This is a genomic window from Rhodovulum visakhapatnamense (assembly GCF_004365965.1).
In the GTDB taxonomy this organism is placed as follows: Bacteria; Pseudomonadota; Alphaproteobacteria; order Rhodobacterales; family Rhodobacteraceae; genus Rhodovulum; species Rhodovulum visakhapatnamense.
On record NZ_SOEB01000023.1, the window covers coordinates 45,992 to 69,301 of the forward strand.

The 23,310-nt window shown below is 67.7% G+C and carries 24 protein-coding genes and 1 pseudogene; 11 read left to right on the forward strand and 14 right to left on the reverse strand.

Annotated elements, in window-relative coordinates; all coding sequences use genetic code 11:
• Positions 1–31: 31 nt before the first annotated feature.
• The 4 genes from hydA to EV657_RS17125 form a co-directional block, all read right to left on the reverse strand.
• On the reverse strand, positions 32–1,444 hold the full coding sequence (gene hydA, locus EV657_RS17110; RefSeq protein ID WP_134079030.1) for a dihydropyrimidinase: 1,413 nt from the start codon (positions 1,442–1,444) through the stop codon (positions 32–34).
• Positions 1,445–1,523: 79 nt separating this feature from the next.
• Positions 1,524–2,489 (reverse strand): TRAP transporter substrate-binding protein, encoded by a 966-nt coding sequence (locus tag EV657_RS17115; RefSeq protein ID WP_134079032.1) that lies wholly within the window; start codon positions 2,487–2,489, stop codon positions 1,524–1,526.
• A 41-nt stretch (positions 2,490–2,530) separates the two neighbouring features.
• Positions 2,531–3,811, reverse strand: coding sequence for a TRAP transporter large permease (locus tag EV657_RS17120; protein WP_134079034.1), 1,281 nt, complete (start codon positions 3,809–3,811; stop codon positions 2,531–2,533).
• Entirely contained in the window at positions 3,808–4,329 is a 522-nt protein-coding gene (locus tag EV657_RS17125; protein WP_134079035.1) for a TRAP transporter small permease, read from the reverse strand. The genes EV657_RS17120 and EV657_RS17125 overlap by 4 nt, the downstream gene beginning before the upstream one ends.
• A gap of 356 nt (positions 4,330–4,685) precedes the next feature.
• On the opposite strand from EV657_RS17125, the gene EV657_RS17130 reads away from it, so the two are divergent.
• The gene (locus tag EV657_RS17130) at positions 4,686–5,375 is read left to right on the forward strand and encodes an HpcH/HpaI aldolase family protein (RefSeq protein WP_279587400.1); all 690 of its coding nucleotides are present in this window, start codon (positions 4,686–4,688) and stop codon (positions 5,373–5,375) included.
• On the opposite strand, the gene EV657_RS17135 is transcribed toward EV657_RS17130, so the two are convergent.
• From EV657_RS17135 to EV657_RS17170, 8 genes are all read right to left on the reverse strand, one after another.
• Complete coding sequence (locus tag EV657_RS17135) at positions 5,370–6,296, reverse strand: LysR family transcriptional regulator (RefSeq protein ID WP_243627737.1); 927 nt, start codon at positions 6,294–6,296, stop codon at positions 5,370–5,372. The genes EV657_RS17130 and EV657_RS17135 overlap by 6 nt on opposite strands.
• Before the next feature lie 93 nt (positions 6,297–6,389).
• The gene (locus EV657_RS17140; protein WP_243837703.1) at positions 6,390–6,614 is read right to left on the reverse strand and encodes an EthD domain-containing protein; all 225 of its coding nucleotides are present in this window, start codon (positions 6,612–6,614) and stop codon (positions 6,390–6,392) included.
• Complete coding sequence (locus EV657_RS17145; RefSeq protein WP_134079038.1) at positions 6,607–7,533, reverse strand: dihydrodipicolinate synthase family protein; 927 nt, start codon at positions 7,531–7,533, stop codon at positions 6,607–6,609. The genes EV657_RS17140 and EV657_RS17145 overlap by 8 nt, the downstream gene beginning before the upstream one ends.
• Complete coding sequence (locus EV657_RS17150; RefSeq protein ID WP_134079040.1) at positions 7,533–8,462, reverse strand: dihydrodipicolinate synthase family protein; 930 nt, start codon at positions 8,460–8,462, stop codon at positions 7,533–7,535. The genes EV657_RS17145 and EV657_RS17150 overlap by 1 nt, the downstream gene beginning before the upstream one ends.
• Positions 8,459–8,893, reverse strand: a complete 435-nt coding sequence (locus EV657_RS17155; protein ID WP_113668892.1) for a MaoC family dehydratase — start codon at positions 8,891–8,893, stop codon at positions 8,459–8,461. The genes EV657_RS17150 and EV657_RS17155 overlap by 4 nt, the downstream gene beginning before the upstream one ends.
• Positions 8,894–8,899: 6 nt before the next feature.
• A complete protein-coding gene (locus EV657_RS17160) occupies positions 8,900–9,289 on the reverse strand; it encodes a MaoC/PaaZ C-terminal domain-containing protein (protein WP_075784461.1) in 390 nt (129 codons plus the stop codon).
• A 16-nt stretch (positions 9,290–9,305) separates the two neighbouring features.
• Positions 9,306–10,466: an acyl-CoA dehydrogenase family protein gene (locus EV657_RS17165; protein ID WP_134079042.1), complete on the reverse strand. Its 1,161-nt coding sequence runs from the start codon at positions 10,464–10,466 to the stop codon at positions 9,306–9,308.
• Positions 10,467–10,471: 5 nt separating this feature from the next.
• The gene (locus EV657_RS17170) at positions 10,472–11,686 is read right to left on the reverse strand and encodes a CaiB/BaiF CoA transferase family protein (RefSeq protein WP_243837705.1); all 1,215 of its coding nucleotides are present in this window, start codon (positions 11,684–11,686) and stop codon (positions 10,472–10,474) included.
• A 210-nt stretch (positions 11,687–11,896) separates the two neighbouring features.
• Here EV657_RS17170 and EV657_RS17175 point away from each other — a divergent pair, with 210 nt between their 5' ends.
• The 6 genes and pseudogenes from EV657_RS17175 (at position 11,897) to EV657_RS17200 (ending at position 15,779) form a co-directional block, all read left to right on the forward strand.
• Positions 11,897–12,541, forward strand: a complete 645-nt coding sequence (locus tag EV657_RS17175; protein WP_243627733.1) for an aspartate/glutamate racemase family protein — start codon at positions 11,897–11,899, stop codon at positions 12,539–12,541.
• 251 nt (positions 12,542–12,792) lie between these two features.
• On the forward strand, positions 12,793–13,302 hold the full coding sequence (locus tag EV657_RS17180) for a hypothetical protein (protein WP_134079043.1): 510 nt from the start codon (positions 12,793–12,795) through the stop codon (positions 13,300–13,302).
• Positions 13,303–13,604: 302 nt separating this feature from the next.
• Positions 13,605–14,069, forward strand: a pseudogene (locus tag EV657_RS17185) (heavy metal translocating P-type ATPase); the annotation flags it as partial.
• A 132-nt stretch (positions 14,070–14,201) separates the two neighbouring features.
• Entirely contained in the window at positions 14,202–15,095 is an 894-nt protein-coding gene (locus EV657_RS17190; RefSeq protein ID WP_075784467.1) for an SPFH domain-containing protein, read from the forward strand.
• On the forward strand, positions 15,095–15,361 hold the full coding sequence (locus EV657_RS17195; RefSeq protein WP_081382040.1) for a hypothetical protein: 267 nt from the start codon (positions 15,095–15,097) through the stop codon (positions 15,359–15,361). Before EV657_RS17190 ends, EV657_RS17195 begins: the two co-directional genes overlap by 1 nt.
• Positions 15,351–15,779 carry an NUDIX hydrolase gene (locus tag EV657_RS17200; protein WP_075784469.1) on the forward strand — a complete coding sequence of 143 codons (429 nt, stop codon included), beginning with the start codon at positions 15,351–15,353 and terminating at the stop codon, positions 15,777–15,779. Before EV657_RS17195 ends, EV657_RS17200 begins: the two co-directional genes overlap by 11 nt.
• 27 nt (positions 15,780–15,806) lie before the next feature.
• Here the strand turns inward: EV657_RS17200 and pyrF are convergent, their stop codons facing one another.
• A complete protein-coding gene (gene pyrF, locus EV657_RS17205; protein WP_134079046.1) occupies positions 15,807–16,523 on the reverse strand; it encodes an orotidine-5'-phosphate decarboxylase in 717 nt (238 codons plus the stop codon).
• Positions 16,524–16,723: 200 nt separating this feature from the next.
• On the opposite strand from pyrF, the gene clpB reads away from it, so the two are divergent.
• Positions 16,724–19,339, forward strand: a complete 2,616-nt coding sequence (clpB, locus tag EV657_RS17210; protein WP_134079047.1) for an ATP-dependent chaperone ClpB — start codon at positions 16,724–16,726, stop codon at positions 19,337–19,339.
• Positions 19,340–19,399: 60 nt separating this feature from the next.
• Here clpB and EV657_RS17215 read toward each other — a convergent pair whose 3' ends face one another.
• The gene (locus EV657_RS17215; RefSeq protein WP_075784472.1) at positions 19,400–19,843 is read right to left on the reverse strand and encodes a DUF302 domain-containing protein; all 444 of its coding nucleotides are present in this window, start codon (positions 19,841–19,843) and stop codon (positions 19,400–19,402) included.
• A 112-nt stretch (positions 19,844–19,955) separates the two neighbouring features.
• On the opposite strand from EV657_RS17215, the gene EV657_RS17220 reads away from it, so the two are divergent.
• The 3 genes from EV657_RS17220 (at position 19,956) to msrQ (ending at position 23,034) form a co-directional block, all read left to right on the forward strand.
• Complete coding sequence (locus EV657_RS17220) at positions 19,956–21,455, forward strand: FMN-binding glutamate synthase family protein (RefSeq protein WP_113668883.1); 1,500 nt, start codon at positions 19,956–19,958, stop codon at positions 21,453–21,455.
• Between the two features lie 65 nt (positions 21,456–21,520).
• Positions 21,521–22,426 carry a protein-methionine-sulfoxide reductase catalytic subunit MsrP gene (gene msrP / locus EV657_RS17225; protein ID WP_134079049.1) on the forward strand — a complete coding sequence of 302 codons (906 nt, stop codon included), beginning with the start codon at positions 21,521–21,523 and terminating at the stop codon, positions 22,424–22,426.
• Positions 22,426–23,034: a protein-methionine-sulfoxide reductase heme-binding subunit MsrQ gene (msrQ, locus tag EV657_RS17230; RefSeq protein ID WP_134079050.1), complete on the forward strand. Its 609-nt coding sequence runs from the start codon at positions 22,426–22,428 to the stop codon at positions 23,032–23,034. The genes msrP and msrQ overlap by 1 nt, the downstream gene beginning before the upstream one ends.
• The last annotated feature ends 276 nt before the right edge of the window (positions 23,035–23,310 follow it).

Sequence of the window (23,310 nt, forward strand, 5' to 3'; positions counted from 1 at the left end):
CCCGCCGCCATCGGGCCCTTTCCTGTCCGGCTCAGCCGGGAAAGGCTTCGCCGCTGATCTTGCGGGGCAGGTATTGGCCATCTGCGGCGGTTCCGGTGACTTCGAAATCGGCGGCCACGGTCCTGCCGCGCAGGATCGTGCGGACCGGCCAGCCCTTCACCGCCATCCCCTCATAGGGGGTGTAGTCGCAGCCGTGATGCATCTTGGCCTGGGTGATGGTGGTCTCGATCTCGGGATCCCACAGCGCGATATCGGCATCCGAGCCGATCGCGATCGTGCCCTTCTTCGGATAAAGCCCGTAAAGCTTGGCCGGATTGCTCGCGGTCAGCGCCACGAAGCGTTCGGCCGAAATCCGGCCCTTCGACACGCCCTCGGAGAACAGCACCGGCAGCCGCGCGGCGACCCCCGGAATGCCGTTCGGCACCCATTTGAACGAGGTCCGCGCGCCCTTCACGTCCTTGCCCGCCGGGTCTTCATAGCGGAACGGGCAGTGATCGGACGAGAAGATGTCGAAGGTGCCGTCCCGCAGCCCTTCCCAGATCGCGGCCTGGCTGTCGGTGTCGCGCGGCGGCGGCGAGCAGACATATTTGGCGCCCGAGAAATCCATGTTCAGGCCCTTCAGGTCGTCCCGGGTCAGGGCGATGTATTGCGGGCAGGTCTCGGCAAAGATCTTGCGGCCGCGCCGCTTGGCCCACTGGATCTGTTCCATCGGCTCGCGGCCCGAGACATGGACGATCACGATCGGCACATCGGTCAGCTCGGCATGGCTGATGGCGCGGTGGGTGGCCTCGCGCTCGGCCACGGCGGAATGCGAGATCGCGTGGTAATAGGGCGCGGTCTTGCCGGCCTCTTCCAGCTTGCGGGTCATGAACTTGATGGCGTCATGGCCCTCGGCATGGACCATCACCAGGGCCTTCTCGCGCCGGGCGGTATCGAACACCTCCAGCAGCTCGGCATCGTTCAGGATCAGGTCGTCATAGGTCATGAAGACCTTGAACGAGGTGTAGCCGTCCTTGATCAGCGCGGGCAGCTCCTGGCCCAGCACCTGCGGCGTCGGGTCGGTGATGATCAGGTGGAAGGACACGTCGACATGGCACTTGCCCTCGGCCGACGCGTGATAGGCCTGCACCGCCTCGCGGAGCGTCTGGCCCTTCTGCTGCAGCGCGAAGGGCAGGACGGTGGTATTGCCGCCCGCCGCGGCCGACCGGGTGCCGGTCTCGAAATCGTCGGCCATGACCACGCCGCCGCCCTGGGGCTGGGCCAGATGGACATGGGCGTCGATGCCGCCGGGCATCGCCCAGAGACCGGTCGCGTCGATTTCCTCGGCGGCCGCGCCGACCTTTTCGGCGATCTCGACGATGCGGCCGTCGCGGATGCCGATATCGGCGACATAGCGGTCGGCGGCGGTGACGATCTGGGCGTTTCTGATGGCTAGATCAAGCATGATTGGGGTCGGCTTTCATCTCTGAACGGAAACCGCGGCCCTTGCTTGGGGCCGCGGCCTTGGACCTTGCGGGTCGGGTTTATTTGGCGGTCAGCGCCTCGAAAAGCTTCTTCTGGCCGGGGGTCGTCAGTTCGCTTTCGTAAAGCGGCAGCGACGCCTTGCGGAACGGTTCGACATCGGGCCGGGTGATGGTCACGCCCTCGGCCTTGAAGCCGTCGATCAGCGGCTGTTCCTGATCCTCGACATATTGCCGTTCCCACCGGGCGGCTTCCTGGCCCGCTTCCATCAGCGCGGTCTGGATGGTCTCGGGCAGCGCGTCATAGGCGGCCTTCTGCATCACCACCGGGGCGGTCATGTTCAGCCAGCCCACCAGCGCGAAATCGGGCGCGACTTCGTAGAACTTCATGCCGTCATATCCGGTCGAGGCGGCCTCGGCCCCGTCCACGACGCCCGATTGCAGCGCGCCGTACAGTTCCGAATAGGCCATCGGCGTCGGGTTGGCGCCATAGGCGCGCCAGGCCTCGACATGGACCGGGTTCTGCATGGTGCGGATCTTCAGCCCCTTGACGTCGTCGATGGTCTCGACCGGCTGCGAGGTCATCAGGTGGCGGATGCCCGACGAAAACACGCCCAGAAGCTGGAAGCCCGAGCCGTTCGCGCTGTCCTCCATCAGGTCCCAATTGGCATCGACCTTCTCGCCCAGCGCCGAGATCGACGGGAAGAGGAACGGCATGTCGAAGACGCGGAACTCCTCGATATAGTTCGACAGAAGCGAGTTCGAGGTCATCGACATGTCGAGCGAGCCCAGCATCACGCCCTCGATCAACTGCGCCTCGTCGCCGAGCTGGCCGCCCGGGTAGATTTCCAGCGTGGCGGCGCCGTCGGTCTTTTCTTCCAGCAGCTCGCGCATCTTCTGCAGGCCCTTGTCCTGCACCTCGTCGGCGGCGTTGGTATGGGCCACCTTGAAGGTGTAGTCGGCCGCCAGGGCGGGCGCGGCCGTCAATGCGGCAACGACCGCGAGGGAGGACAGGACTCTGTTGGACATCCGGAGGGTTCCTTTTCTTGGTTAAAGAGCGAACGGCCCGGTCATTTCATCATGACCGACGGCAGCCAGAGCGAGACGGCCGGAACGAAGGTGACCAGCACCAGCGCCACCAGCATGCACAGGAACGGCAGCCAGATCCGGCGCGAGACCTGCTCGATCCGTCGCCCGGCCACGGAGGAGGCGACGTAAAGGCAGATCCCGTAGGGTGGCGTGATCAGCCCGATCGAGAGATTAAGCGCGGTGATGATGCCGAACTGCACCGGGTCGATGCCATAGCTGCGGGCGATGGGCAGCAGCACCGGCAGCAGGATCAGCACCGCCGAGATGCTTTCCATGAACATGCCGACGACCAGCAGCAGCAGGTTGACGATCAGCAGGAAGGCGATCGGGTTCTCGGTGATCCCGGTCAGCCAGGCGCTCAGCATCGCCGGAAAGCCCTGGGTCGCGATGATCCAGGTGAAGACCGAAGCGGTCGAGATGATGATCAGGACCGTGGCCGACAGGCTGATCGCCTTCAGCAGGATCCGCGGCAGGTCGCGCGGTTTCAGTTCCCTGTAGATGAACATGGTCACGATCAGCGTGGAGAACAGCGCCACGCAGGCGGCCTCGGTCGCGGTGAAGACGCCGCCGACGATGCCGCCGATGATCACCACCGGCACCAGGAGGCCCGGCGCCGCGTCGAGGAAGGTGCGGCCGAGACGCTGAAACGTGAAGGCCTCGCCGTCGCGATAGGCCGGGCCGCCGCGGCGGGCGAACAGCCAGGCGCCCAGCATCAGCCCGGCCATGACGATCAGCCCCGGGACGATGCCGCCCAGGAACATCGCGCCGATCGACTGGTTGGCGGTGACCGCGATCACGATCATCACGATCGAGGGCGGGATGATGGAGGCCAGCGAGCCCGAGGCGGCGATGATCGCCGCCGCCAGGTCGATGTCGTAGCGGCGCTTCTTCATCTCGGGCACCATCACCGCGCTGATCGCGGCGGTATCGGCCGAGCCCGAGCCCGAAATTGCCGCCAGCCCGGTGCCGGTGACGACCGAGACCATGTAAAGACTGCCGGTGATCCAGCCGACCAGCGCGCCTGCCAGCGCGACGAAGCGCCGGGCGATGCCGCCGGCCTCCATCAGCAGCCCCGAGGCCACGAAGAACGGAATGGCCATCAGCGTGAACGAGCTGATACCGCCATAGACGCGCTGGGCGACGATCGAGATCGGGGCGGTCGTGGTCAGTTCGATCGCAACGAGCGCCGAGATGCCGAGCGCAAGCACGATCGGAATGCCCGAGATCAGCAGCAGCAGAAACCCTCCGACGGCCCAGATCATATGCCGTTCTCCTCTGGGCGCTCGGCGCCGGGGCGCAGGATGCGCGGAATGCTGGACAGGGCGAATTCGAGAAGGAAGTAGCCAAAGCCCACCGGCAGCGCCGAATAGGGAATGGCCAGCGGAATCCTCAGCGCCGGAGACTTGACCATCATCCCGATGGCGACCATCGACAGCGATCCGACCACCACGACGCCGAGAAACCACGCCCCAAGCGCGAAGGCCGCGATGTTGAAGACCCTTTGGACGGCCAGCGGCGCCTTCAGGATCAGGACATCGACGCCCACATGCTGGTTGTGGCGCATCGCGATGCCCGCCCCCAGCAGCGCCAGCCAGATCTGTGCGAACGTCGCGGTCTCTTCGCTCCAGGCAATGGAATAGTTGAAGACATAGCGTCCGACGATCTGGATCAGGACGGCCAGCGCCATATAGGCCAGAAGCAGAATTGCGGCGCCGTCCACCGCTCTGCGGAGCGTCCAGAGCATCAGAGACAGGCCCTTCCAGACCGTGCTCGAAGCCATTCTCGAAGCCACTGGCGACACGTCATGCTCGGCCGAGCGGTCTGGCACCGGCACACCTCCTGTCCATCAATCCGGGCGGAAAATCCCGCCGTGCGTTGTCCTGTTGCGTGAGGTTATCCGCAAAGACGGGGGGCGAAAGGAAGAGGGCTATTATGAAAGTGGAGGGAACTATTTAATCCGGTGTTTTCGCGAATACTCCGCTTGAAAACAGGGTAACCTGCCAGGAGGCAAAACAAAAGTCGAACAGGATGCAAGCAGCGTTGCCGCTGCGGAGGGTATTTTCTGTGCAAAGCGAAGGCGCCATCGGCCCGGAGATTGGGCTGGCTTTCTGCCTTTTGGGACGTGCCGAGGCGGTCTTGCTCGCCAAAGGTGCAGGATTCGATTTCGCGGTCATGGATATGGAGCATGGGCCCATCGGTCTGGCCGATCTGGGGCAGGCGACGGCGGCCGGGCTGGCGGCCGGGGTTCCGGTCTATGCGCGGGTCACCGGGCCCGGCTCGCCCGATCTTGCGCGGACGCTCGATTGCGGCGCGGCCGGGGTGATCGTGCCCCATGTCGACAGCGCCGATCAGGCCCGCGCGGTGGTCCGCGCCTGCCGCTTTGCGCCGGTCGGACGGCGGGCGCTGCCGGGTCCGTTGCCGGTCACCGGGTATCTGCCGCTGCCGGCTGCAGATCTGGTGGCGCGCGCGGACAACGGGCAGGTGATCGCGATGATCGAAAGCGCCGAGGCGCTGGCGGCGGTCGAGGAGATCGCGGCGGTGCCGGGGCTCGACGCGCTGATCATCGGCACCAACGATCTGGCCGACGGCATCGGGCTGCGCGGGCAGGTGGGCCATCCCGACCTTCTGGCCGCCTTCCGTCGCATCGCGGCGGCGGCACAGGCCCGCGGCCTGGGTTTCGGAGCCATGGGGCTGCCGCCCGCACTGGTGCAAAGCCACGCGGTTGCGCTGGGCGCGCGGCTGGTGGTCGCGACGAACGAAACCAATCTGATCGTCGAAGGCGGGGCGTCGGTTCTGGCCGGGTTGCGTCGTCGCGCGGCGTCATGAGGCGTCGCGTTCGGCCTCGGCCCGGACCTCGGCGATCTGGGCCTGAACCCGGTCGGCGAAAGCGGTGATCAGGCGCCGGGTCTGGCGCGAGGTGGTCTTGGTGCGCGAGGTTGCGGCCGACAGCTCGAAGCTGAGCGCGGGCGCGTAGGCGCGCACCACCAGCCCAGGCCGCAGCACGGTCTGGGCGGACAGCTCGTCGATCAGGGTCACGCCGCAGCCTTCGCGCACGATCCGCGCGGCTGCGTTCATGAACCGGGTCTCGACCGCGGGGCTGTAGACATGGCCACTGGCGCGGAAGCTGTCTGCGATCATCAGCCCGATCCGGTTCGACACCTGCGGGCCGACCATCTGCCGCCCGATCAGGTCGCGCGGCGTCACTGCCTCGAGCCGGGCCAGCGGGTCGTCGGCGGGGCACAGGCAGACCGCGCGCAACTCGGCCAGGGCTTCGTAATCGAGCGCCTGGCGTTCATAGGCCGCGATCACGAAGGCGACATCGGCCAGCCCGTTCTCGACCACCTGCAAGACGCTGTCGAGCGGCCGGGTTTCCAGCGAGATCTGCACCTTGGGGTACTGCCCGGCATAATCGGCGATGACCCGGGGCAGCACCGCCTCGGACAGCTCGGCGGTCGAGGCGATGCGGATCCGGCCGATCCGCCCGCGCCTGAGATCGGCGGCGCGCTGGTTGACCGCGTCGCGCAGCAGGAACAGGGGTTCGGCCTCTTCCAGCAGGATCAGCGCCTCTTCGGTCGGCACCAGCCGGTTCGAGACCCGCTCGAACAGCGGAAAGCCCAGCACCGTCTCGATATGGCGGATGGTGTTCGAGACCGAAGGCTGCGACATGCCCAGTCGTTCGGCGGCGCCGACGGTGGTGCGGTACTGCACCACCGCGCGCAGGATCTCGAGCTGTCGCAGGTTCAGCATGGGGCGAACGCTTCCTCTTGGGGACGCGCTCAGCTTTTCGTCAGGCGGACCCGCCGGAAATTGCGGATCTTGTCGGTGAACGGTCCGAAGCCCTTAAGCCGCGAATTCCGGCGTTTCATAGGCTTCCGGGCCGGTGATCGTGTAGATCGCCACATGGGCCGGGCCGCCCTCCAGACATTTCTCGCGCCGGGCGTCCAGCCAGCCGGGGCAGGCCAGGATGTCGGGCAGGTGGGTGTTGTTGTACCAGTCGTCGAAGGCGGCCTCGTCCTCGGGGTCGATATCGACGAAGACCATGTGCGTCTGATGGGTCTCAGGCATCCAGATTTTCCAGACAGGGGGCAAGCGCTGCGGCCAAGCGATCGGTTTCGGCCGGGTCGATGGGTGGCGTCGGCGCGCGGCAGGCCGGGCTGTCGATCCGACCGAGCCGTGCGAGGCAGGCCTTGAGCCGGGCGGCGGCCAGATGGCCCGGGCGCGCATAGACGAGCCTGGCCAACGCGAACAGCTTGCGGTGGATCGTCAGCGCGGCGTCGGTCTCGCCCGCACGGACATGGGTGTCCAGCGCCACGATCAGGTCCGGGACCACGGCGGCGAGGCTGACGGCGGACCCGTCGCTGCCCAACTGGAAGCAGGCAAAGAGGTGTTCGTCGCCCGAGGCCATCACCGCCACATCGGGTCGAAGCGCGCGGGTCTGGCGCAGCGTGTCCTCATAGGCGCGGGTTTCCCAAGAGCCTTCCTTGATGCCGACGACCGCCTCGATCTCCAGAAGCGCGGCCAGCGTGTCGGGCGCGTAATGCAGCCCGCCCGAGCCGACCGAGCCCTGAAACAGGTAGACCGGCCCCTCGGCCGCCTCGGCGATACCCTTGTGATGCGCGACGATGGCGCGCGGATCGGCGCCAAGCGCCCAGGAGAAGGGGGCGAAGACCATGATCCCGTCGGCCCCGGCCGCGCGCGCGGCCCGCGCGTCGGCGGCGGCCTCGGCGGTCGATTCGGCGCTGACCGCCGCCAGCACCCGTTTGGCCGGGGCGATGGCCTTGGCATGGCGCACCACGGTCGCGGCCTCGTCGCGGGTCAGGAAGATGCCTTCGCCCGCATGGCCGTTCAGCAAGAGCCCGTCGAGCCCCCCGGTCGCCAGCACGGCCGCGAAATGCGCCTCGAGGCTGTCGACATCCAGCGCGCCATCCGCGCGCATCGGGCAGATGGTGGCGGCATAAATCCCGCCATGGGGATGCGCGGTCATCACAGCAGCTCCGCCTGGATCAGCGCCGCGCGGAGGCCCTCGACGATGGCCTCGGATTGCGGCAAGAGCGGCAGGCGCGGGGTTGCGCATTTGATGATGCCCATCATTTTCAATCCGTCCTTCATCCGGGTGTGCATGTCGACGACCGGGGCGGGGCCGTAGATCGCGCGCACCACCGGGTAAAGCCGGTCGTTGACCGCGCGCATCCGCGCCAGGTCCTGCGCCTCGGAGGCCTGCCACAGCTCGGCCAGCAGGCCCGGCGTCAGCGAGGCGAGCCCCGACAGGATGCCGTCGCCGCCCAGCGCAAGCTGCGCGAAGAACCAATGGAAGTTCGAGGGCAGGATCGCGACATCGGGCGCCGCGGCCTTCACCGCGCGGCGGTTCTCGTCATAGGCGAGCATCGTGGCCGAGCCTTCCTTGATCGCGACGATCTCGGGGATCTGCGCCATCTCGGCCAGCGCCTCGGTCGAATAGCCGAAGCCCGAGGCAATCGGGAACTGGAAGACCGACATCGGCATCGCCAGCTCGCGGGCGAGCTTTTCCATGAAGGCCACGGGGGCCCTGGTCGAGGCGTTGCCGCCGCCCAGCGCCTCGGGCGGGAAGATCACGGCGACGTCGGCCCCCGCCTCGCGGGCGGCCTCGGCCTGTTTGACGGCCTCGGGATAGCCGGTGGGCACCACGCCCGCCAGCAGCAGCCGGTCCTTGCCGATATGATCGCGGGTGGTGCGGATCACCTCGTCGCGTTCGGCCTCGCTCAGCGCGGTCGCCTCGCCGGCATGGCCGTTGACGAAGACGCCATCGGTGGTCTCGGGCTTGGCGCAATGGTCGAGGACGGCCGCATAGCCCTCCCAGTCGATGGCACCCGTCTCGTCGAAGGGCAGAACGGTCGCGACCGTGATGCCGCGCAGATCCTTGCCGGTCAGGCTCATGTCGTCACTTTCTTTCGGGGGAATTTCAGGGTCGCGTCGGCCTTGAGGACCTCGGTGCCGTCCTCGTTGCGGGCCGAGGCCTGCCAGTCGACGGTACGGTTTTCCTCGTCCTTGGCGCTGATCCAGATCTCGAAGGTCAGGGTGTCGCCGTAGCGCACCGCGCCGGTGAACCAGAAGCTGTCGCGGATCGAGACGCCGAGCGTGCCCACCAGTTCGGCGGTCAGGACCGAGGTGCAGATGCCCGCGACCAGGATGCCCGGCGCGAGACGCTCGCCGAAGCGGGTGCCCGAGGCATAGTCCTCGTCGACATGGACCGGGCCGAAATCGCCGGTGGCGGCGATATACATCGCCCCGTCGGCCTCGGTCACGGTCTTGCTGACGCTGATGCGGTCGCCGACGCTCAGCTCGTCCATCTGACGGATGTCATACATGAGGGCTCAGCCCTCCCTGAGGACGAGCGTCGCCTCGCCCGAGACGACGGTCTGTCCGCCGATCTCGCCCTTCAGCTGGCAGACCAGGGACTTGCCCTCGGCACCGCCGCTGGTCGCGGTGGCCGCGAAAGTCTCACCCAAGGTGATCGTGCGGTGGAAGGACATCGAGATGTTGCCGATCCGGTACTCCGGACCCGCCAGCCGCGCCAGCGCGGTCGAGAACAGCGCCCCCGCCGCCAGCTCGAACACCGCCATGTCGGGCAGGCCCAGCGCCTGCGCCTTGACGCGGTCCACATGGGCCGGACCCAGATTGCCCGAGATGCCGGTGAAGAACCCCTGGTCGGCCACGGTCAGGGTCTTGCGGAAGGTGACCGACTGGCCCCGTTCGATACTCATGAAAACCTCCGGTCCGTCAGAGGGTCAGGCCGCGCTTGATCACCGAGCGGGCGATCAGCATGCGGTGGATTTCCGAGGTGCCGTCATAGATCCGGGTTACCCGCGCATCGCGGTAGATGCGTTCCAGCGGCAACTCCTTGGTGAAGCCATAGCCGCCGAAGACCTGGATGCCCCGGTCGGCGACCCGGCCCAGCATTTCGGACGCCTGCACCTTGACCATCGAGACCTTGTCGCGCGGGTCCATCCCCTGGTCGATCTCCCAGGCGGTGTTCAGCACCATCATCCGGGTCGCGAAGATTTCCATCGCGCTGTCGGCGATCATCTGCTGGACCATCTGGAACTCGCCGATCGGCTGGCCGAACTGGTTCCGCGTGGCGGCATGTTCGCGCATCATTTCGAGAACGCGCGAGGCCATGCCGACCGCCCGCGCCCCGATATGGCCAAGTCGGATGCCGCCGACATTGGCCATCATGACCTTGAAGCCCTCGCCCACCTCGCCGAGGATCTGGTCCTTCCGGATGCGCACGTCGTCGAAGGTCATCTCGGCATGGCCATAGCCGCGATGGCCCATCATCGGCTGGTTGCGGGTGACCTTGAAGCCGGGCATGTCCTTGTCGACGATCAGCAGAGTGATGCCGCCCCGCGCGCGCTTCTCGGGGTCGGTCACCGCCATGACGATGATGTAATCGGCGATGTCGCCGTCCGAGATGAAATGCTTGGTGCCGTTCAGCACCCAGTGATCGCCCTCCGGCACCGCCCTGGTCCTGATCGCGGCGGCGTCGGACCCCGCGCCCGGTTCGGTGATCGCCATGGCGCAGATCTTCTCGCCCCTGACGGTGGGATAAAGATACTTGTCGCGCAGATCGCCCTTGAACTGTTCGAGCATCGGATAGACCTGCCCGAAGACCCGCCGGATCAGCGCGTCCGAGGTCTGGCCCAGCTGTTCCTCGACCAGACACATGTCGAGAACCCCGAGCCCGCCGCCGCCGACCTCTTCGGACATGTTCAGCGCGTAAAAGCCCAGCGCCTGCGCCTCGGCCCGGACGGCGGCCAGCTTTTCGGGCGGGATCCGGGCATCGGCCTCGGTTTCCTGCTCCAGCGGCTGGACCTTCTCGCGCACGAAGCGGCCCACCGCCTCGGTCACCATCTTCATCTCGTCGGAAATCGTGAAATCCATGTCTCTTACCCCCGCATCCGGTCGGTCTGCGCCACGGCACCGGCTGCAAGGAGCGCGTCGATCTCGTCAGCGCCAAGGCCCGCCTCGGCCAGCACCTCGCGGCTGTGTTCGCCCAGCGCGGGCGGCGTCATCCGGACGGGCGGAGTTTCGCCGTCATAGCGAACCGGATGGGCCAGCATCACCATGGGCGAGCCGCCCCGGGTCTCGGCCTCGACGAAGGCGCCCAGATGTTTGACCTGCGGGTTCTGGGGCAGGGCGTCGTAATCCTCGACCGGGGTGTGCCAGACGCCCGCCGCCTCCAGCAGCGGCAGCGCCTCGGCCATGGTCAGGCGGGCCATGCCCCGCTGCACCAGCGTCGCGATCTCGCCGCGCCTGGAAAAGCCGTCCTCCTCGGTGAAGGCGGCCAGCTCGGGCAGGTTCAGCGGTTCTGCCAGATCGGCGGGTTTGCACATCGAGATCATGACATGGCCGTCGCTGACCGCGTAGATCCCGTAGGGCGCCGGGCTGAACCAGTTGGCCAGCCCCGCCTCGCCGCGCGGACCCTTGCGGTTCGCGCCGTTCATCCAGGCGGTGATCGACTCGCCCTGCAGGTCGAGCGCGGCCTGCAGCATGTTGACCTCGACCTTGCGGGCGGTGCCTGTGCGCTCGCGCTCGAACAGGGCCGCGACGATGCCGCCCGCGGTCAGCGCGGCGGCATGGTGGTCGATCGGCACGGTGCCGATGGCGACCGGCCCGCCTTCGAGGCTGCCGGTATGGGCGGCAAGCCCCGACATCGCCTGCAACAGCACGTCCTGGCCGGGGAGCTTCGCATAGGGGCCGTCGGCGCCGTAACCGGTGGTCGCGGCATAGATGATGCGGGGATTGATCCGGCGCAGCTCGGCCTCGCCCAGCCCGAGCTTCTCCATCGTGCCGGGGCGGAAGTTCTCCATCACCACATCGGCGGTCGCGATCAGTCTCCTGACCGCCTCAAGGGCCGCTGGCGCCTTGAGGTCCAGCGCGAGAGAGCGCTTGTTGCGGCCGGTCGTCATGTGGTTGACGCTGGTATCGTCGACAAAGCGGTTGGCGACGGCCCAGTTGCGCTGGAACACGCCGCCGATGGGCTCGATGGCGATCACATCGGCGCCCATGTCGGCCAGATGCTGCGCCGCGGCGGGGCCCGACAGGAAATGGTTGAAGCTGAGAATCCGAATGCCGTCGAGCGCGCCCATGTTAGTCCTCATCTGAAGGTCCCGCCCAACGTAGCGCCCGGCCGGGCCGGGCAGGAATATGCGTCGCTATCTTATTTTTCGCAGAGGTAATTTGTCTGCCCTATAGTCTGGCCTATAGTCGCGCCTGTGGTCGGGCCCATTGTCCGACCTGTCGGCGATGGTCTTCCGGCCTGCCGCAACCCAAGACGTGACGTGCAGAGCCCGCCGCGGCATGGTTGCGCCATGACAGAGATTCGTCTGATGAACCCCAACAGCGCCCCGGAGGTGACCGCGTCCATGTGCGAAATCGCGGCGCGCGCCCTGCCGGTGGCGCCGATCGGCTGGACCGCGCCTGCGGGACCGCCGCTGATCGTGACGCCCGAGGCGCTGGCCCGTGCCGCCGAAGGGATCGCGGCGGCCGAGGTCCCGGGGCGGCCCGACGCGGTGATCGTCGCGGCCTTCGGCGATCCGGGTGCCGAGGCGCTGGCCGCCCGTCTGGCCTGTCCGGTGCTTGGCATCGGCGCGGCGGCGGCCCGCGCGGCCGCCCGGTCGGGCCTGCCCTTCGCGGTCGCGACCACCACGCCGGGGCTCGAGGCCCAGATCGACGCGCTGATGCGGCGCCATGCGGACGGTGCCCCCTATCTCGGCTGCCGCTTCGCGGCGGGCGATCCGGTGGCGCTGATGCGCTCCGAGGCGGCGCTCGACGCGGGCCTGCTGGCCGCCATCGCCGAGGCGCAGGTGGCGGGCGCCGCGCAGGTCGTCATCGGCGGCGGCCCGCTGGGGGCTGCGGCGGAACGGCTGCGCGACCGGTCGCCGGTGCCGCTTCTGAACCCGGTGCTCTGTGCCGCCGAGGAGGTCGCCGCGCTTTTCGAGGTGCAACATGTCTGAGGTCGAGAGTTTCGCCGCCGCCCTGATCGCCGCGCATCGGAGCGGGCCGCGCGTCGCCGAGGCGCCTTGGGCGTTGACGCGGGCCGAGGTGCTGGCGGTGCAAAGCCGCGTCTCCGGGGCGCTCGGCTTGGTCGCGGGGTTCAAGGTCGGGCGTCTGCCCGAAGGGCCGCCGGTGCTGGCGCCGATCCCTGCTTGGTATCGGGGGCCGGATGACGGCCGCCGGGTGGTGTGCGTCCGGCTGGGGGGCGAGCTTGAACCGGGGTTCGAGCAGATCCGCGCGCTGTCGGAGGCGGGCCTGCCGGCCGAGCCCGCCCCCCATTTCCGCCCCCCATTTCCGCCGCCGTGCCGTCTTCGAACTGGTCGAGACCCGACTTGCGGGCGCCGCGGCCGACCGGCCCGACCTCAAACTCGCCGATCTTCAGATCACCGCCGGGCCGGCGCCGGGCTCGGGAGACGAGGCCTGGGACGGCCGCGATTTCGGCCCGCTGTCGGCGCAGTTCCGGGCCGACGCCGACACCGTGCTTGACGGCGAAACCGAAGCGCCCGGCGGTTTGGCGCTGGCCAATCCCGACCTGCTGCTGCGCCATCTGGGCCGCCTTCGCGGCGGTTTGCAGCCGGGACAGACGATGATTGCCGGGGCAGTCTGCAGGCTGCCCTGGTTCGAACCGGGCACGGATCTGCCGGCCGAGATCGCGGAACTTGGACAGGTCGCGGTCAGTCTGGTCCGAGCGCCAGCGTCGGCCATTCGAAAGGCGGTGTGACGGGGCGGCCAAGGCCAGCAGATGGCTCTCGCTGCCGGCCGGGCCGATCAGCTGCAGCCCGATCGGCATGGGGCGGGTCTGCAGCACCGGGTAGGCCAGCGAGGGCAGTCCGGCGGCATTGACCCAGCCGGACTAGACGGCATGCCCGGGCGGCCCGACCCGCTGGCCGTCGATCTCGGGCGCATGGATGTCCGAGGCGGGCATCACGATCGCGTCATGACGCCAAAGCCCGTGCGCGGCCTCGCGCAGCGCATATCCGGTGTGGAGCGCCTCCCAAACTGCTGTCGCGGGTCGCGCGGTACAACCCGCGTGCCGCCAGCGCCATCGCCGGAAAGCCGGGGATCGAGCCCCGGGCGGGTCTTCCGCCCGAAGACAAGCCGGTCGCCGTGGCCGAGATGGCAGCGCAAGGCTGGGTCGCGATGATCGGCGACGGTATCAGCGACGCGCCCGCCCTGAAACGCGCGAGCGTCGGCATCGCCATGGGCCCGGGCAGCGATGTCGCGCTGGAAACGGCCGATGCCGCGCTGTCGCAGAACCGCGTGACCGATGCGCCTGCCATGATCCGGCTGTCGCGGGCGGCGATGCGGACGATCCGTCAGAACGTGGCGCTGGCGCGGGAGGTGAAGGCGCTGTTCCTTGCGACCTCGGTCACGGGGGCGACCGGGCTCTGGATGGCGGTGCTGGCCGATACCGGCGCGACCGTGCTGGTCACCGCCAACGCGCTGCGTCTGCTGGCCCGTGACCCGCGCCGCAGCCCCCGGACGTAGGGTCCGGTCCCGCGGCGGGTCTGCTGCGGGCGGGCTTAACGGTTTCTTCACGGAATTGCGCTCAGGGTCCCGGGACTTCCGTTCCGCGGTCGGGCGGGGCATAGTGCCGGCGCTTTGCGAAAGGACCTGTGAATGACCCTGCCAGACCTGATTTCGGCCCTTGTCGGCGGCAACCTCGTGGTGTTGCTGCTGGCCGGTCTCATCCTTCTCAGCGTGTATCTCGGGGTGCGGATCGTGCCGCAATCCGAAAAGCACGTCGTCGAACGCTTCGGGCGGCTGCGCTCGGTCCTGGGGGCGGGCATCAACTTCATCGTGCCGTTCCTCGACCGGGTGGCCCACAAGATCTCGATCCTCGAACGGCAGCTTCCCAATGCCAGCCAGGATGCGATCACCGCCGACAACGTGCTGGTGCAGGTCGAAACCAGCGTCTTCTACCGTATTCTGGAACCGGAAAAGACCGTCTACCGGATCCGCGATGTCGACGCGGCCATCGCCACCACCGTGGCGGGCATCGTGCGGGCCGAGATCGGCAAGATGGAACTTGACCAGGTGCAGTCGAACCGGTCCGACCTGATCGCCACCATCAAGGAAAGCGTCGAGGACGCGGTCGAGAACTGGGGGATCGAGGTGACGCGCGCCGAGATCCTCGATGTCAATCTCGATGCCGCGACGCGCGAGGCGATGCTGCAGCAGCTGAATGCCGAGCGCGCGCGCCGGGCCCAGGTCACCGAGGCCGAGGGCAAGAAGCGCGCGGTCGAGCTGCAGGCCGATGCGCAGCTTTACGCCGCCCGCCAGGCCGCCGAGGCGCGGCGCGTTTCGGCCGATGCCGAGGCCTATGCGACCGGGGTGGTGGCCAAGGCCATCGCCGAGAACGGGCTGGAGGCCGCGCAATATCAGGTGGCACTGAAACAGGTCGAAGCGCTGACCAAGGTCGGCGAGGGCGCGGGCAAGCAGACGATCATCGTGCCGGCCCATGCGCTGGATGCTTTCACCGATGCGTTCAAGATGCTGAAGGGACGCGGGTGATGCTGGAAACCTGGTGGGTCTGGCTGGCGGCGGCGGCGGCTTTGGGTTTCCTCGAGCTTGTCGCGCCGGCCCAGGCCTTTCTGGGTTTCGCGGTCGGGGCCGCCGCCGTGGGCGGCGCGCTTTGGCTGGGGCTGGCGGTGGCCTGGCCCTGGCTTTTCCTGATCTGCGCGGTGGTGTCGGGCCTTGCCTGGCTGGTGCTGCGGCAGGTGCTGGGCGTGCGGCGCGGACAGGTCAAGGTCTGGCGCGACGACATCAATGAAAACTGATCCGTTCGACGGGGCCAAGCTTGCGCTTCTGACCGGGCGCGGGCTCGTGTCGATCCTTCGGGATGACGTGCCGCATATTTCCTGGCCGGGGCATTGGGATTTCCCGGGCGGGGCGCGCGAGGGCCGGGAAAGCCCGGCTGACTGCGCGCTGCGCGAGACCCGCGAGGAACTGGGGCTTGTGCTCGATCCGGCGCGGCTGGTCTGGCAGCAGGTCTATCGCAACGGGCGCGGCCGGCCGGTCTGGTTCTTCGTGGCCCGGCTCGAGGCCGCCGAGATCGCCCGCATCCGCTTCGGCGACGAGGGGCAGGGCTGGGCGGTGATGCCGGTCGCCGATTATCTGGCCCATCCCAAGGGGATCGGTCAGCTCAAGGATCGTCTGTCGGACTATCTGGCCGCGCGCCCCGGCGACGCGGACTGACCCCGGTCCGGATCCAGGCGTTCGGATTTAGGCGTTCGGGTGCCGGGCCTGCGGCGCGGCCAGCTCGGCCTGGATCGCCAGAGCCGCGGCGCGCGGGTCCTCGGCCTGCCAGACCGGCCGTCCGACCACCACGTGATCGGCGCCCGCGGCGATGGCCTGGGCGGGTGTGGCCACCCGTTTCTGATCGCCAAGGGCGGCGCCCGCGGGTCGCACGCCCGGGGTGACGATCAGCCGGCCGTCCGCCTCGGGCAGGGCGCGGATCAGTTCGGCTTCCTGCGGGCTGGCGATCACCCCGTCGGCACCCGCCTCGAAGGCGCGGGCGGCGCGGTCGACGACAAGGTCCGCGACATCGCCCGCCCGGATCAGGCTCGCATCCAGATCGGCGCGGTCAAGCGAGGTCAGGATCGTCACCGCCAGGATCTTGGTCTGCGACCCGGCCGCCCCCTCGCGGGCCGCGCGCACCACATGGGGGTCGCCATGGACGGTCAGGAAATCCAGATCGAAGCGGGCAAGCCCCCGGACCGCGGCCTCGACCGTGGCGCCGATGTCGAAGAGCTTCATGTCGAGGAAGATCCGTTTGCCGTGCTCGTCCTTCAACTCGCGCGCCAGCGCCAGTCCGCCGCCCGTGAGCATCCCCAGCCCGATCTTGTAGAACGCCGCCGCATCGCCGATCCGTTCGGCAAGCGTCAGCCCGGCATGGGCATCGGGGACGTCGAGGGCGACGATCAGGCGGTCATCGGTCATGGGGGCGCTCCTTGGCGGACGGGGATCGGGTCGGGGCGGTTTCTACGGGGCCGGGGCCGCCCCGTCCAGCGCGACAAAGCGCAGGCGCGGCCTTGCAACCGCAGGGAGCTGCTCCCAAATTGCGGGGCAAGGCCCGCGAAGGAGGATGCGCTGCGGAGCAGGCATCCCGGAGGCGGGCGCTTCTAGGAAAGGAGATGCCGATGAACCTCGAGAAGTTCACGGAACGGTCGCGCGGCTTTCTGCAAGCCGCCCAGACCATCGCGATGCGGGAAAGCCACCAGCGGCTGGCGCCCGAACACCTTCTGAAAGCGCTGATGGACGATGAGGAGGGCATGGCCTCGAACCTCATCCGCCGAGCGGGCGGTGCGCCCGACCGGGTGCTGGAGGCGGTCGAGGCGGCGCTTGGCAAGATGCCCAAGGTCACCGGCGGCGGCGGACAGACCTACATGGATCAGGCCACTGGCAAGGTGCTGGACGAGGCCGAGACGCTGGCCAAGAAGGCGGGCGACAGCTTCGTGCCGGTCGAACGGATCCTGATGGCGCTGTGCATGGTGCCCTCGAAGGCCAAGGACGCGCTCGATGCGGGCGCGGTGACGGCGCAGAACCTCAATGCCGCGATCAACGACATCCGCAAGGGCCGCACCGCCGATACGGCCAGCGCCGAGGACGGCTATGAGGCGCTGAAGAAATACGCGCGCGATCTGACCGAGATGGCCGAAGAGGGCAGGATCGACCCGATCATCGGCCGCGACGAGGAGATTCGCCGCGCGATGCAGGTGCTGAGCCGCCGGACCAAGAACAACCCGGTCCTGATCGGGGAACCCGGCGTCGGCAAGACCGCGATCGCCGAGGGCCTCGCGCTTCGGATCGTCAATGGCGACGTGCCCGAAAGCCTGAAGAACAAGCGGCTGATGGCGCTCGACATGGGGTCGCTGATCGCGGGCGCGAAATATCGCGGCGAGTTCGAGGAGCGGCTGAAAGCCATCCTGAACGAGATTTCGGCCGCGGCGGGCGAGGTGATCCTGTTCATCGACGAGATGCACACGCTGGTCGGCGCGGGTAAATCCGAAGGCGCGATGGATGCCGCGAACCTGATCAAGCCCGCGCTGGCGCGGGGCGAGCTGCACTGCATCGGGGCGACCACGCTTGATGAATACCGCAAGCATGTCGAGAAGGACGCGGCGCTGGCGCGGCGGTTCCAGCCGGTCTTTGTCGACGAGCCGACGGTCGAGGACACGATCTCGATCCTGCGCGGCATCAAGGAGAAATACGAGCTGCACCACGGCGTCCGGATCTCGGATGCGGCACTGGTGGCGGCGGCGACGCTCAGCCATCGCTACATCACCGACCGGTTCCTGCCCGACAAGGCCATCGACCTTGTCGACGAGGCCGCCAGCCGTCTGCGGATGGAGGTCGACAGCAAGCCCGAGGAACTGGACGCGCTCGACCGCGATATCCTGCAAAAGCAGATCGAGGCCGAGGCACTTCGGAAGGAGGACGACGAGGCTTCGAAGGAGCGGCTTGAGAAGCTGGAAGTGGAACTGGCCGAGATGCAGCAGCAATCGGCCGAGATGACCGCCAAATGGCAGGCCGAACGCGACAAGCTGGATCGCTCGCGCCAGCTCAAGGAACAGCTGGACCGGGCGCGCGCCGAGCTTGACCAGGCCAAGCGCGAGGGCAATCTGGCCCGTGCCGGGGAGCTCAGCTACGGCATCATCCCGCAGCTTGAAAAGGCGCTGTCCGAGGCCGAGAGCCGCGAGGATGACGTGATGGTCGCCGAGGCGGTGCGCCCCGAGCAGATCGCCCAGGTGGTCGAACGCTGGACCGGGATCCCGACCTCTAAGATGCTGGAGGGAGAACGCGACAAGCTTCTGCGCATGGAGGACGAGCTTGGCCGCCGGGTGATCGGCCAGAAAGAGGCGGTGAAGGCGGTTGCCAACGCGGTGCGGCGGGCGCGGGCCGGGCTGAACGACGAGAACCGGCCGCTGGGGTCGTTCCTGTTCCTGGGACCCACCGGCGTCGGCAAGACCGAGCTGACCAAGGCTGTGGCGGAATACCTTTTCGACGACGATCAGGCGATGGTCCGGATCGACATGTCGGAATTCATGGAGAAACACGCCGTCGCCCGTCTGATCGGCGCGCCGCCCGGCTATGTCGGCTATGACGAGGGCGGCGTGCTGACCGAGGCTGTCCGGCGCAGGCCCTATCAGGTGATCCTGTTCGACGAGGTCGAGAAGGCGCATCCGGACGTCTTCAACGTGCTGTTGCAGGTGCTTGACGACGGAGTGCTGACCGACGGGCAGGGGCGCACGGTCGACTTCAAGCAGACGCTGATCGTGCTGACCTCGAATCTCGGAAGCCAGGCGCTGAGCCAGCTGCCCGACGGGTCCGATGCCGAGGCCGCGCGGCGCGAGGTGATGGAGGCGGTGCGCGCCCATTTCCGGCCGGAATTCCTGAACCGGCTGGACGAGACGGTGATCTTCCACCGGCTGACCCGCGAGGACATGGACGGCATCGTGACGATCCAGCTCAAGCGGCTGCAGAAACGGCTGGATCAGCGCGGCATCGTGCTCGATCTCGACGACGGCGCGCGGAAATGGCTGGCCGATGCGGGTTATGACCCGGTCTATGGCGCGCGGCCGCTGAAACGGGTGATCCAGCGCAGCCTGCAGGACCCGCTGGCCGAGGCGCTGCTGGCCGGCGAGATCCGCGACGGCGGCACCATCCGGGTGACGGTGGGGCCGGAAGGGCTGATCATCGGCGACCGGGTGGTCGGATCGAACCGGCCGAAGCCGGAAGACGCCGTCCTGCACTGACCCCGCTTGCCGGAACGGAACGCGCCCGGGCCTGACGGTCCGGGCGTTTTTTCTTTCGGCTCAGTCGAGCCCGACCGCCTCGCGCGCGATGGCGTCCAGCAGCGCCTCGACCTCCTTCATCTCGCCTTCGGGGAAGGTGCGGTAGCCGATCGTGGTGTGATCGGGCGTGTCGGGGTATTGCAGCACGAAGATCGCATAGGGGCAAAAGCGGATATTCAGCGGGTCGACCTCCATCACCTTGCGCGACAGCGCGGCCGAACAGAAGCTGTAGACATCGGCCTTCAGAAAGAGCGTCCGGTCCGAGCCGACATCGGCCCGGGTGCGTTCCAGCATTTCGCCGGGATGGCTGACGCTGTCGATCACCAGACCGCGCCCGGTCACCGCGTTTTCCAGACCGAAGACCACATCGTCGAAGCTTTGGCTGGTGGTGTAGGTGACCGGGTCGGCCGCGGCGGCTGCCGCCCAAGTGGCGGCAAGAATCGCCGCAGTAAGCAATGCCTTCATCTTTTCCTCCCAGGCTTGTCGCGCGCGGGGTTGTGTCCGTTCCGTTGTCCGCGCAGGTTGTCGGGAACCGCGGGTGGCATCGTCCGCCCGCACAGGCACGAACGAGGGCAGGATGGGCTGGGCCTATTACGCATTGCAAGTACTGGCAGGCGCCTTTGCGCTGGTCATCGGCACGCTTCTGCTGGTCAGCCTGGTGCTTTTTACCATCGACCGTACCCAGACCGGCGACGCGATCCGCCGCAACTATCCGGTGATCGGCCGGTTCCGGAACATCTTCACCAAGCTCGGCGAGTTCTTCCGCCAGTATTTCTTCGCGATGGACCGCGAGGAAATGCCCTTCAACCGGGCGCAGCGCGACTGGGTCGCCCGGGCGGGCGAGGGCAAGAGCAACACCGTGGCCTTCGGTTCGACCCGCAATCTCAGCATTCCGGGCACGCCGATCTTCGTGAACGCGGCCTTCCCGCCGCTCGAGGGCCAGTTCGCCAGCACCGCGCCGATGAAAATCGGCCCCTTCGCCCGCATCCCCTATGTCACCTCGTCCTTCTTCCATATCTCTGGGATGAGCTATGGCGCGATTTCGAGACCTGCCGTGCAGGCGCTGTCGCGGGGGGCGGCCGAGGCGGGGATCTGGCTCAATACCGGCGAGGGCGGGCTGTCGCCCTATCACCTCGAGGGCGGCTGCGACATCGTCTATCAGATCGGCACGGCCAAATACGGGGTGCGCGACGCCCATGGCCATCTGTCCGATGAAAAGCTGGCCGCGCTGGCGGCGATCCCGCAGGTCAAGATGTTCGAGATCAAGCTCAGCCAGGGCGCCAAGCCCGGCAAGGGCGGCATCCTGCCCGCGGCCAAGATCAACGACGAGATCGCGCATATCCGGGGCATCCCGCTGGGCGAGGACAGCTATTCGCCGAACCGCCATGCCGAGGTCGGCAACTGGGAGGACATGCTGGACATGATCGCCCATGTCCGCAAGGTCACCGGCAAGCCCGTGGGCTTCAAGGTGGTGGTCGGCGGCCCCGAACCGTTCGAGCAGCTCTTCAACCTGGTGCGGGATCGCGGCGCGACCTCCGCCCCCGATTTCATCTCGATCGACGGCGGCGAGGGGGGGACCGGCGCCGCGCCGATGCCGCTGATCGACCTGGTCGGCCTGCCGATCCGCGAGGCGCTTTTGATGGTCTCGGACCTGCGCGATGCGGCGGGGCTCCATGACCGGGTGCGGCTCGTGGCCAGCGGCAAGTTGGTGAACCCCGCCGATGTCGCCTGGGCCATCGCGGCGGGTGCCGATTTCGTGGCCTCGGCGCGCGGTTTCATGTTTGCGCTGGGCTGCATCCAGGCGCTGAAATGCAATCGCAACACCTGCCCGACCGGCATCACCACCCACCAGCCGCATCTGCAGAAGGGGCTGGTGGTCGAAGAGAAATACCACCGCGTCGCCCGCTATGCCCAGTCGGTGATTTCCGAGGTCGAGACTATCGCCCATTCGGTCGGCGTATCCGAACCCCGGCAGATGCGCCGCCGCCATGTCCGCCTGGTGCTGCCCGACGGGACCACGCGCCCGATGAACGAGGTCTATCCCCGCTCGGATCAGGTCAACGCACTCGTGAGGTGACGTGCTTTGGCCGCAACCGGGCTCCGGGCTAGGTTTGCCCCGGGGACCAAGGGAAGGGAACGGTCATGGCAGGGCGTTGGCGCAATCGGCTAAGCTGGTCGGAGGTGACGCCAGAGCGCGTCTGGCTGGATCGCCGTCAGGTGATGGCAGGGCTCGGGGTTGCGGGGCTTGGGGCTGTCGCCGGGATGCGGCCCGCCCAGGCCGAGGCGCTGGTTCCCAACAGCTGGGACGAGATCACCAGCTACAACAACTTCTATGAATTCGGCACCGACAAGGGCGATCCCAGCCGCAAGGCGGGCGCGCTGACCACAGATCCCTGGTCGGTCGAGATCGGCGGACTGGTGGACCGGCCCGGCCGCTACGATCTGGGCGACATCCTGGCGAAGGTCAGCATCGAGGACCGGCTTTACCGGCTGCGTTGCGTCGAAGCCTGGTCGATGGTCGTCCCCTGGCAGGGGTTCGAACTGGCCGATCTGCTGGACATGGCCGGGGTGCAGGCTTCGGCGAAATACGTCGCCTTCGAAACGCTCCTCCGCCCCGAAGAGATGCCCGGGCAGCGCGGCCGCATTCTCGACTGGCCCTATGTCGAGGGGCTGAGGCTCGACGAGGCGATGCATCCGCTGACGATCATGGCGACCGGCCTTTACGGCAAGCCGCTGCCGAACCAGAACGGTGCGCCGCTGCGGCTGGTCGTGCCGTGGAAATACGGCTTCAAGTCGATCAAGTCGGTGGTCAGGATCACCCTGACCGACACGCAGCCGCCGACCAGCTGGAACCGCTACGCGCCGCGCGAATACGGGTTCTATGCCAACGTCAATCCGACGGTCGATCACCCGCGCTGGTCGCAGGCGACCGAACGCCGGATCGGCGGCGGCTTCTTCGCGCCGCGGGTCGCGACGCTGATGTTCAACGGCTATGGCGAGGAGGTCGCGGGCCTCTATGCCGGCATGGACCTCGCGGCCGAGTTCTGATGACCGGGGTTCAACGGGTCAATATCGCGCTGGCGCGGCTGCCGACCTGGCCGGTCTATGTCGCGGGTATGCTGCCCGCCGCCTGGGCGGTCTGGCTGGGCGCGACGGGCGGGCTTGGGGTCGAGCCGATCAACGCGCTGGAAGACCGGCTGGGGCTTCTGGCGCTCCAATTCCTGATCGCGGGGCTGGCGGTCACGCCGCTGCGGCGCTGGACCGGGCTCAACCTGATCCGGTTTCGCCGGGCGCTGGGTCTTGTCGCGATGGGGCATCTGGTGCTGCATCTGACGGTATGGCTTGTGCTCGATTTGCGCGACTGGGGCCTCATCTGGGCCGATATCGTCAAGCGGCCCTATATCACCGTCGGCATGCTGGCATTCGCGCTGCTGCTGCCGCTGGCAGCGACCTCCTCGAACCGGGCGATCCGGTCGCTCGGGCCACTCCGCTGGCGGCGACTGCATCGCCTGGTCTATCTCGCCGTTCCGCTTGGCGGGCTGCATTTCGTGATGCAGGCGAAGGGCTGGCAGGTCGAGCCGCTGGTCTATCTGGCGACGATTCTGGGCCTTCTGGCGCTGCGAGTCGGGGTGACTCGGGCCAGAATCGCGGCCTGACGCTGGGGCAACCAGAAGCTTCTGTGGGCAAGTCTGGGGATAACTCTGCGACCGAGGCTGGCGAGTCGGCGATGCTCTCTGGGGCTCTGCAACCCGGCCTCATCCATTTGTGTGTTCGTTGGGCGTAAACGCCAGATATTGCGTCAGATTTCGAGGCATCCAAAAAAATGTCATCGAACCGCAAAAAACTGCTTGCGGGCATCGGCGTGGACCCGTAGATAGCCCCTCACCGGCGGCGCTGAGGCGCTGACGGGGCGGCGGCCGGGTCGGAAGACA

Excerpts from the sequence above, each read along its gene's own strand:
- EV657_RS17145 (WP_134079038.1), bottom strand. The coding sequence starts at position 7,533 with ATGACCGCGCATCCCCATGGCGGGATTTATGCCGCCACCATCTGCCCG.
- EV657_RS17220 (WP_113668883.1), top strand. The coding sequence starts at position 19,956 with ATGGGCTGGGCCTATTACGCATTGCAAGTACTGGCAGGCGCCTTTGCG.
- clpB (WP_134079047.1), top strand. The coding sequence starts at position 16,724 with ATGAACCTCGAGAAGTTCACGGAACGGTCGCGCGGCTTTCTGCAAGCC.
- EV657_RS17120 (WP_134079034.1), bottom strand. The coding sequence starts at position 3,811 with ATGATCTGGGCCGTCGGAGGGTTTCTGCTGCTGCTGATCTCGGGCATT.
- EV657_RS17115 (WP_134079032.1), bottom strand. The coding sequence starts at position 2,489 with ATGTCCAACAGAGTCCTGTCCTCCCTCGCGGTCGTTGCCGCATTGACG.
- EV657_RS17195 (WP_081382040.1), top strand. The coding sequence starts at position 15,095 with ATGCTGGAAACCTGGTGGGTCTGGCTGGCGGCGGCGGCGGCTTTGGGT.
- EV657_RS17190 (WP_075784467.1), top strand. The coding sequence starts at position 14,202 with ATGACCCTGCCAGACCTGATTTCGGCCCTTGTCGGCGGCAACCTCGTG.
- EV657_RS17155 (WP_113668892.1), bottom strand. The coding sequence starts at position 8,893 with ATGTATGACATCCGTCAGATGGACGAGCTGAGCGTCGGCGACCGCATC.
- EV657_RS17135 (WP_243627737.1), bottom strand. The coding sequence starts at position 6,296 with ATGCTGAACCTGCGACAGCTCGAGATCCTGCGCGCGGTGGTGCAGTAC.
- EV657_RS17200 (WP_075784469.1), top strand. The coding sequence starts at position 15,351 with ATGAAAACTGATCCGTTCGACGGGGCCAAGCTTGCGCTTCTGACCGGG.
- EV657_RS17160 (WP_075784461.1), bottom strand. The coding sequence starts at position 9,289 with ATGAGTATCGAACGGGGCCAGTCGGTCACCTTCCGCAAGACCCTGACC.
- msrP (WP_134079049.1), top strand. The coding sequence starts at position 21,521 with ATGGCAGGGCGTTGGCGCAATCGGCTAAGCTGGTCGGAGGTGACGCCA.
- EV657_RS17170 (WP_243837705.1), bottom strand. The coding sequence starts at position 11,686 with ATGAGGACTAACATGGGCGCGCTCGACGGCATTCGGATTCTCAGCTTC.
- hydA (WP_134079030.1), bottom strand. The coding sequence starts at position 1,444 with ATGCTTGATCTAGCCATCAGAAACGCCCAGATCGTCACCGCCGCCGAC.
- pyrF (WP_134079046.1), bottom strand. The coding sequence starts at position 16,523 with ATGACCGATGACCGCCTGATCGTCGCCCTCGACGTCCCCGATGCCCAT.
- EV657_RS17175 (WP_243627733.1), top strand. The coding sequence starts at position 11,897 with ATGACAGAGATTCGTCTGATGAACCCCAACAGCGCCCCGGAGGTGACC.
- EV657_RS17165 (WP_134079042.1), bottom strand. The coding sequence starts at position 10,466 with ATGGATTTCACGATTTCCGACGAGATGAAGATGGTGACCGAGGCGGTG.
- EV657_RS17140 (WP_243837703.1), bottom strand. The coding sequence starts at position 6,614 with ATGCCTGAGACCCATCAGACGCACATGGTCTTCGTCGATATCGACCCC.
- EV657_RS17125 (WP_134079035.1), bottom strand. The coding sequence starts at position 4,329 with ATGGCTTCGAGCACGGTCTGGAAGGGCCTGTCTCTGATGCTCTGGACG.
- EV657_RS17215 (WP_075784472.1), bottom strand. The coding sequence starts at position 19,843 with ATGAAGGCATTGCTTACTGCGGCGATTCTTGCCGCCACTTGGGCGGCA.
- msrQ (WP_134079050.1), top strand. The coding sequence starts at position 22,426 with ATGACCGGGGTTCAACGGGTCAATATCGCGCTGGCGCGGCTGCCGACC.
- EV657_RS17150 (WP_134079040.1), bottom strand. The coding sequence starts at position 8,462 with ATGAGCCTGACCGGCAAGGATCTGCGCGGCATCACGGTCGCGACCGTT.